Below are 8,771 nucleotides of genomic sequence, written 5' to 3'. Positions count from 1 at the left end.
TATAAACTATGGCAACAGATTATCATTTTGGTAAAACAGATGGCGGTGATGTCGCGGGGTTTAATGATCCTGTAGCTGCAAATTTTGCATACGAAGGAAATCTCACGGATAGTTTGATTAGAGAGGCCATCCAAAATATTATCGATGCCAGACTTCCCGGAAAATCGCCAGCACGAGCAGAGTTTGATCTCAAGAATGTGCCAGTTGGATCATTGCCAAATCCTGAACGGCTAGAACAGATATTTAGAAAGTGTGCTGAATACGCTGAAAAAAGAAAGGTTGTCCCCGCGGCAAAACATTATAAGTCGCAAGCAGATGTTTTAAAAAGTGGCGCAAGCATTCCACTATTGCGTATTGCCGACTACAATACTTGCGGTTTAACTGGCGACACCAATGATGGCCGCTGGTTTATGTTCATGCGAGGTGTTGGATTTAATGCTGGTGAAGCAGGGGCTGGAGGCGCATTTGGATTAGGTAAGGGAGCTTTCTTTGCTAATTCACTCTTTAGAACTATTTTCGTTTCAACTGTTACGGACGATGGAGTTAAATTTGCCGGTAAGCTACGCCTCTTGTCATTCGACCAAGATAACGAATTGATGCAAGGTAACGGAACTTTCGGACTCCCTAGACAATTACCCGTACAGAATAAAAAGGATATTCCAGAGATGTTCCAGAGAAGCGATAAGGGCACTGATATTTGGGTTGTTAATTTTCTAGGTAGTAACGACTGGCAAGATACCATTTGTCGCGCAGTTTTGGGTTGGTTTTGGCCATCAATACATTGGGGGATCCTTACTGTAAAAGTTGGCGATAAAGAGTTTAATGCTACTAATTTACGCGAACGGATGAGTGAGTTTTTTTCGCCAGACGAAAAAAAATCTTTCAAACCACACAACCCACTGCATTTTTTTGATGCTTACACCAACTCCGAGAAGAAATTGACCGAAAGTCCTGATGTGCTTGGAGAAGTTTCCTTCTATGGTCGCACTTCTGACGACTTACCATATCCAAACAAAACTGCACTTGTTAGGAACACTGGCATGATAGTTGACTTCAAGGGGAGATCATCTCATCTAACAAAATATGCAGCAATTTTTGAATGTAGGAATAAAAAAGGTAGTGAGATACTTCGGAAGATGGAAAATCCCGCACATACAGAGTGGGATTGGCATAACTGGAAAGACGAACACGGACACCATGTCGAGGATGGAAAAACTGCTTACAATGAACTAGAACTTTTTATAGCCGGCGGGTTGGGGGGCCTGTTATATGCTCCGGTGTCGCAATCAACAAGCATTCCGGGCTTGGCAGAACATATTGGCGTACCAGCGAAAGAAGGGAGTAGTGCAAATATCGGTGATGCAAAAAATCAAGTAAAGGAGGTTGTAGAAGAAGAAACTGGTATTGAGATTGGCTCTGATGTAGAGGACACAGCAAGCTCATTCCATACAATACGACCCATCAGAGTCGCAAGATATATAAAAGTGCGTACAGAAAATCCGCCGACACCCCCAAGCCCTCCTACCCCTCCAAGACCATACGGTGTACCGAATCCGCTACCGAAACCCGATGAGAAAGGCAAATCGGTTAAATCCCAAGAATTGGAGAACGCAACAGTTCGGTACATTGTAGGAAATAAAACGAAAGATGGACGATTATATCGTGTCATTATTCATACCGATAATAAAAGCGAGAAGCCCGTAGTTCGAATTAGGTTGTATGCTCGCGCAGACGATGGAAGTGACGAACTGCTTTCTATATCTAATGTTGTTGGGGAAAAAGGAACAAAAATAGTTAAGCTTGGGCAAGAACATTGTGACTTTTCTTTGGATGATTCAGGGAGCGCATATCTTTCTGTTCAGTTAAAAGAGCCGTGGATTGTCGCCCTAGATCCTAATTTACGAATTCTGCCATGAATATAACCTCACATTATCCTTGGCCAGTGCTTGGTGATGGCGATGCCATTTCTGGCACATACTCACCAATCGTTGAAGTCAATCTAGGACCGGATACTATTGTTATTCGTGGTAATTTTAATTTGGATAATAAGACAATCCAAGACCTGATAGATAGTAGACAGGCAAAATATGTATTGCAAATTACATGCATTGCTACCCACTTTCGCCGATGTTATCTTTTTACAGACAGCCAATTCGAGGTTTCTGTTCCGGCAGTAGATCTCCGAGGCGTTGTCTCCTTGGGATATTTTGCTGTCGCAACAAAAAACATTTCAGATTACGCAAACAATGTGGCTCACTCTGATTATGAGGGCGCCACCGTCAATCTTGTTCCGGGTGATATTCTTGCTGACGGCGAATCGGAAAAATTTGATGCCAAAAAGAGATATGCCGGAACAAGAAACATTTCTGATTTTCTTGAGGTGGTCCGTGACCCACATCTTTCCGGTCCGATGACTGTAGAACCAAACCAAGATAAGATAATCGTGAGATTGCCTAGTGTTGATTATGACAAACTAGCAATTTTCGCAGGATCAAAAACAGAAAAGTTAAATTCAATAATTCAATCGGGTGTTGCCTTTCCCGCCATTCTCATTGCTATGCAATATGCTTTTGAGGATCCTGAATACCACCAACAATTTATGTGGTTCAGCGTTCTGAAAGAACGCGCGGAAAAAGCAAATATTGAGTGGGGTAAGGAAAATATCTCTAACATTGTGCAAACTATATTAAAAAGACCGGTCGAGCGCATGTTGTCAGGATTAAAAGAAATAATAGATGAGCCAGAAGATTAAAATTATGGAACGCATTAAAGTATTTACTACACCATTTCTTCAAAGACTGGGCCAACGGCTTCAGAGCGAAGATGCAATTCGTGGATATGTTGCGGGCAAAGCCCCAAGTTTTTCTGCGTCCGATGTCAGAGACACTATTCTTGAAATTGAAGCATTACCAAAACTTGATGCCGATCTTACCGCATTTGAAAATGCGCGAGCTCTTTATGAGTCGTTGCGTGGATTAGATCGTACTATGGCATCGGATCAACGACTGTGGGCGTGGCTAGCTCATGTGCCATTTATGGACTATATGGCAAAACGATGGCCGGTTGCAGACCAGTCAGAAGAAAAACGTTCACGATACATTGCCCAACACTGGTTTGTAGGCACACAGACAACCACAGCGTATTTACGCCATGGTATCGCTTTACTTTGGTGGGGAGCACATATTACTTACGATGAAAAAAGGGAGGACCCTTTTGAACTTACGCGAGAATTTTTTGCACTTTATGAGTATACAAGACAACTAGACGGCTCTCTTGGTAAATCTGACTCATTTGTTCATGTTCTGCTTGATTTTATTTCAAATAATCCAAAGTATTTTGAACAATTCAAAGAGGATAAAGTTCGTGCGCTAATGCGTCGGTTAAATTTTGTCGGTGCTTATAGAATTTTACCAGCACTCGACGATAAAAATTTGAGAAATATCCTTAAGGAATCATTGGTTGATTAACCATTAATTTGCGGAATAAACTTTGCCGGATAGCGATGATAATCGTGAGTGAAAGCAGTTGTTTGCGACCGTCCCGCACTGCGAAAAGACCACTCCTCGCGAGGTTTCAATGTTGTGAACACTCTGATGATAGTTGCAGTAGCTAGCATAGGTTTGATAAAGCAATTATAGCATTTTTTCCAAAACCTTGAATACTTGGGTTATCCTTTCACCGAATAATCGACTGCGTTTCGCCCTTTATCAGATTTGGGCTTCGGTGTCTCAAACCACTCCGGATGAACTTTGTAGATAGCCCGTAGTTTCTGTATACTTCTATCAAGATCCTCGAATTTGAGCCGTACTTTCGGTTCAAAGTTCCGGGCATCGTCCCCGCCAGTCAGAAAAAATAAAGCGCCTATTGGCGCTTTATTTTTTGCCCTATACTAATACTATGATACGAAAAATACTTTTCTACGGAGGTATTGTCTTGATCATCATCCTTATACTTGGTGGCATGAATAAAGAATCAGATCCTGACGAACCAGATTTGAGTGGGAAGACCGTCAAGCTAGACCCACCAACAAGTACTACTCGATCATTCCATCTCGGCTTTACACGCTGGCCGCCTGACTTCTCCGCACAAGCAATCGATGACATGTGGAAATTTATAGGAGAGCACGGTGATCTTCTCGCGCATCATTATGACGCGGGTGTACCGTGGCCTGAGGCGTATGCTGACAGCGCGTTTTCCAAACATGTAATGGATGACTGGAATCTTTCAAAATCAAAAACACCCGCTGGTCATGCTGTGTATGTCGCGATTACACCGCTCGCGGACTCGCGCGATGCGATGGCAAAGTATCTGGGATCGGCAGACAATATGGCAATCCCCGCCCCGTGGAATACTTATGCGCTCGATAGTATGGAGGTAAAACGCGCATACACAAACTACGCAAAACGCATTGTTGCACACTATCAGCCAAATTATTTAGTCATCGGTATTGAAGTCAATGTCGCGCTGACAAAAGATGAATCAGCGTGGCGTGCGTACAAAGAACTGCACAAGCATACCTATGCCGAACTCAAAAAGCTCTATCCGAATCTTCTCATCTCGGCATCATTCTCGTTGCCGCATCTCGAAGGCCTCCCCAACGGCTCTGACAAAACCGCGCAGGAGCAGGAGATACGCTCACTCCTTCCGTATCTCGACTATATCGCCCTCTCAGCGTACCCCTACGGCTGGGAGTATACTGGTGGTAAACTCTCGCCTGTACCCGATTCATATTTTGATACCGCACTCGCGTTTGGCAAACCTCTGGCTATCGCGGAAACCGGCATGCCAAGCCAAAACTTCCGTGCGTATCTCATGAACTGGGAGTTTACCGAAGCCGAACAAACACAATACATCAATATGCTCCTGCGTACCGCTCAACAAAAAAAGTTCTTGTTTATCACAAACTGGTCATCAATCGATTCTGATAAGCTCGCGGCGTCATTCCCACCCATCGTGCGTGATTTTGCGAACTTCTTTGCCTATACTGGACTGCAAAAAAGTGACGGCACTCCAAAAAAATCATTGGAGGTTTGGGATCTCTACAACGCTCAATCGTATCGAAGATAGCAAGCTTACCTCGGCATCATACCGCCGAGTTTTTGGGCGAGCTGGGTTTGCATTTTTTTGTTTGCATCGTTAAGCGCATCTTTGAGCGCGCGTTCTTGATCTGTCTGCGAAAGTTGTGAGTTGAGTGAGATCTCTTCTACCACCAAGGTACCGTTCACCGTCACCTTCACGCCATTGCACTCGGCGGTCACCCGCTCACCCGCCACCATCTGCTGCATCTTACGCAATTCGTTTATTTGCTTGAGTTTGTCGAACATATTATTTCTTTACTACATTAATCGGCGCCCCTTTCAAGAAAGCTTCGATATTATCGAGCGTCGTATCAAGAATGCGCTGAAGTGCTTCACGAGTATTAAATGCATTATGTGGCGTAATCACTACATTGGGCATATCAAAGAGCACGTGATTGGCAAGAATTGTTTTAAGATCATGCCCCTCTGGGTGCCCATGCACAATAAAATCAAGTTCATCTTTAATAACCCCTTCTTCTTCAAGTACATCAAGACCCGCGCCACCAATCTGTCCATTTTTAAGTGCCATAACCAAGGCTTGCGTATCTACCACTGGACCACGACTCGTATTGATGAGCACTGCATTTTTTTTCATAAACGGAAATGATTTTTCATTGAACAAATGATGTGTCTCGGGCATATATGGTACATGAATCGTTACCACATCGCTTGCGCGTAGCACGTCTTCGAGTGACATATATTCGAAGTTAAACTCTTTAGCCAAATCTTGGTTTGGATGTGGGTCATAGGCGACTACACGCATATCAAAACCTTTGGCAATCTTGATACTATGCTTGCCAATACGCCCCGTGCCAATAACACCGATGGTCTTTCCCTTGAGATCAAACCCTTGGAGCGCATCAAACTTGAAACTGCCCGTCTCGCGAATCTGATCATACGCAAGGTATATCTTACGTGAAATCGAAAGCAAAAGAGCAAAAGCTTGCTCTGCTACCGTGTTCTCTCCATATGACGGTACGTTAGATACGGGAATATTTTTTGCTGCCGCAGCCACAAGATCAACATGATCGTAACCAGTCGAGCGAGTAGGGATAAACTTGAGATTTGGTAATGCGTCGATGACTGGCTTTGAAACCACCGAATCCACAAACACACAGGCAATCTCAGCCGATGTATCTTGTGGTAGCTTATCTGGCGTCACAATATCAGTGACAAATGACGGTTCCACAGCGAGCGCTCGTTTGGCAATTTTTTGCTGTAAGTATTCCTGCTCCCAAAGTTTTGTTCCGAAAAAAGTTGTCTTCATGCGTACTATCCTAACGTTTTTTCTTTTTCTGCGATAGAGATAATCGTCTTGACGACTGTATCAGGATTGAGTGAAATACTTTCGATACCTTGCTCAATTAAGAAAAGTGCGAAGTCCGGTAAATCTGATGGCCCCTGTCCGCAAATGCCGATATATTTACCGCGTCGACGGCATACCTTGATGGCTTGAGCAATAAGCTCACGTACCGTAGGATCATTTTCATTTGAGATATGACTCACGATACCCGAGTCTCGATCAAGTCCCAACGCCAATTGAGTCAGGTCATTGGAACCGATTGACATGCCATCAAATAAATCAAGAAACTGGTCAGCAAGAAGTACATTAGAGGGAATCTCACACATAACATAGACGGGTACGGCATCTGCCTTGTCTGGCGCGAGTGATTTCGCCACCAATCCAACTGACGCCATAATCTGTAAGGTCTGTTTTCCCTCTTCGATTGTTCGGCAAAACGGTACCATCGGTATCACATTGGTAAGCCCCATTTCATCGCGGACTTTTTTAATCGCATGACATTCAAGCATAAAAGCCTCTTTGAACTTCGGATCATAGTAGCGAGATGCCCCTCGCCAACCGATCATGGGATTTTCTTCAACAGGCTCAAATGCTTCGCCACCCAAAAGTGTTCGATATTCATTTGTCTTAAAGTCAGAGAAACGCACGATTACCGGACGTGGATAAAACGCCGCACCTATTTTTGCGATACCGTAAGCAAGGTTATCTACATAAAATGCTGTTTTATCGTGCCACCCTGCGGTGCGATGTTCAATCTCTTTTTTGATCTTTGGCGAAAGTTTTGAAAACTGTAGCAACGCCATGGGGTGAATACCGATGTGTGATGCGATAATAAACTCCTCGCGTGCGAGCCCTACGCCCATCACTGGCAAAAAGGAGCGTTCAAACGCGATATCAGGAGTAGCAATATTCACCATCACCTTAGTCTTTGGCGACGGCAGCGCCTTCATATCATGCGACATCATTTTAAATTTCAGACGACCCGCAAGCACTATACCTTCGCTGCCTGTTGTATCAATCGTCACATCGGTACCGGTCTTGAGTGCGCGCGTCGCGTTGCCACATCCTACAATAGCTGGGATTCCAAGCTCACGACTGACAATAGCCGCATGCGACGTCCTCCCACCTTTATCTGTCACGATAGCTGAAGCAATCTTCATAATCGGCTCCCAATCAGGATCCGTCATAGTCGTGACGAGCACCTCGCCTTTTTGAAACTTACTAATATCTTTAGGATTCAGAATGACGCGCACCTTGCCTACCGCTACCTTACTACCAACCGAAATACCGCGCACCAATTCTTTACTATTCTCAGTACGCACATATTCGGTCACCTTTGTAAAATCGCGTTCTGCTTGAACCGTTTCAGGTCGCGCCTGCACGATAAAAAGTTCGCCTGTTTTGCCATCACGTGCCCACTCCATATCCATGGGCGTCCAGCGTCCCCGCTTTTCTGAATAGTGCTGTTCTATTTCAACGGCCCACCCTGCAAGCGTAGCAACTTCAGCATCACTCATCACGAAGCTCAATCGATCACGGGCAGAGGTTGAGACAACTTTTGTTTTCTTGACTCCAGCGCCACCTCCCTTCGCGTATATCATCTTTTTTGATTTGTCCGCGAGTTTTTTTTCAATAATGGCGCTCTGCGCCTTGCCAAGCATGGGCTTAAAAACCAAATACTCATCAGGCGTCACGTGCCCCTGTACGATCATCTCACCAAGACCCCACACGGCGTTGATCACTACTACATCTTTAAACCCGCTCTCGGTATCGATAGAAAACATCACACCTGAAGCACCAAGATCGGAGCGTACCATCTGCTGAATGCCAACTGAGAGTGCAATCTGCTCATGCGCAAATCCTTTATCAACACGGTAGGAAATCGCGCGATCGGTAAAGAGTGACGCCATAGCTGACTGTATGCCAGTCGTCACATCGCGTACGCCACGAATCCCCAAATATGTCTCATGCTCTCCCGCGAAACTTGCCCCCGGCAAATCTTCTGCAGTAGCACTTGAACGAACGGCGACATCAATATTTTTGCCATACCGCTGCTCCATCTCGGCATATGCACCAGCAATGTCAGTAGCGAGATCATCGGGCATGCGAGCACGCAAGATCATCGTTCGAACAGCCTTACCTCGACGAGCTAAATCCTTGAGATTGCTCGTATCGAGACCTTTGAGCGCTTGAGCTATTTGTGCTGTTAGACCTGTTGAGTCAAGAAAATATCGATAAGCATCAGCAGTTGTGATAAAGCCAGACGGCACACGAATGCCCTTTGCGGTAAGGTTGCGGATCATCTCGCCAAGCGAGGCATTTTTACCTCCCACGCGAGCTACATCATCGATACCTACCTCTTCCATCCATACAATATATTTTTTATTCAT

The 8,771-nt window shown here is 44.8% G+C and carries 7 protein-coding genes; 4 read left to right on the top strand and 3 right to left on the bottom strand.

Translation table 11 applies throughout. From position 1 onward, the window contains the following. Positions 1-8 precede the first annotated feature (8 nt). From AAB417_04170 to AAB417_04155, 4 genes are all read left to right on the top strand, one after another. Positions 9-1,916 carry a hypothetical protein gene (locus tag AAB417_04170; GenBank protein ID MEK7631191.1) on the top strand — a complete coding sequence of 636 codons (1,908 nt, stop codon included), beginning with the start codon at positions 9-11 and terminating at the stop codon, positions 1,914-1,916. Then, positions 1,913-2,752: a hypothetical protein gene (locus AAB417_04165; protein MEK7631190.1), complete on the top strand. Its 840-nt coding sequence runs from the start codon at positions 1,913-1,915 to the stop codon at positions 2,750-2,752. Before AAB417_04170 ends, AAB417_04165 begins: the two co-directional genes overlap by 4 nt. Positions 2,753-2,756: 4 nt before the next feature. After that, positions 2,757-3,467, top strand: coding sequence for a DUF6339 family protein (locus tag AAB417_04160; GenBank protein ID MEK7631189.1), 711 nt, complete (start codon positions 2,757-2,759; stop codon positions 3,465-3,467). A gap of 430 nt (positions 3,468-3,897) precedes the next feature. Then, a complete protein-coding gene (locus tag AAB417_04155) occupies positions 3,898-5,067 on the top strand; it encodes a hypothetical protein (GenBank protein MEK7631188.1) in 1,170 nt (389 codons plus the stop codon). Positions 5,068-5,072: 5 nt separating this feature from the next. Here the strand turns inward: AAB417_04155 and AAB417_04150 are convergent, their stop codons facing one another. Genes AAB417_04150 through ppsA form a run of 3 tightly spaced genes read right to left on the bottom strand, consistent with a single transcriptional unit; the run spans position 5,073 to position 8,771 of the window. Next, a complete protein-coding gene (locus AAB417_04150; protein MEK7631187.1) occupies positions 5,073-5,324 on the bottom strand; it encodes a YbaB/EbfC family nucleoid-associated protein in 252 nt (83 codons plus the stop codon). Between the two features lies 1 nt (position 5,325). Further along, positions 5,326-6,345: a hydroxyacid dehydrogenase gene (locus AAB417_04145; protein ID MEK7631186.1), complete on the bottom strand. Its 1,020-nt coding sequence runs from the start codon at positions 6,343-6,345 to the stop codon at positions 5,326-5,328. 5 nt (positions 6,346-6,350) lie between these two features. Next, complete coding sequence (gene ppsA, locus AAB417_04140; protein MEK7631185.1) at positions 6,351-8,771, bottom strand: phosphoenolpyruvate synthase; 2,421 nt, start codon at positions 8,769-8,771, stop codon at positions 6,351-6,353.

This window comes from Patescibacteria group bacterium, assembly GCA_038064855.1.
Classification (GTDB): domain Bacteria; phylum Patescibacteriota; class Minisyncoccia; order Ryanbacterales; family GWA2-47-10b; genus SICQ01.
This window is presented reverse-complemented; position numbering and strand designations above follow the sequence as displayed.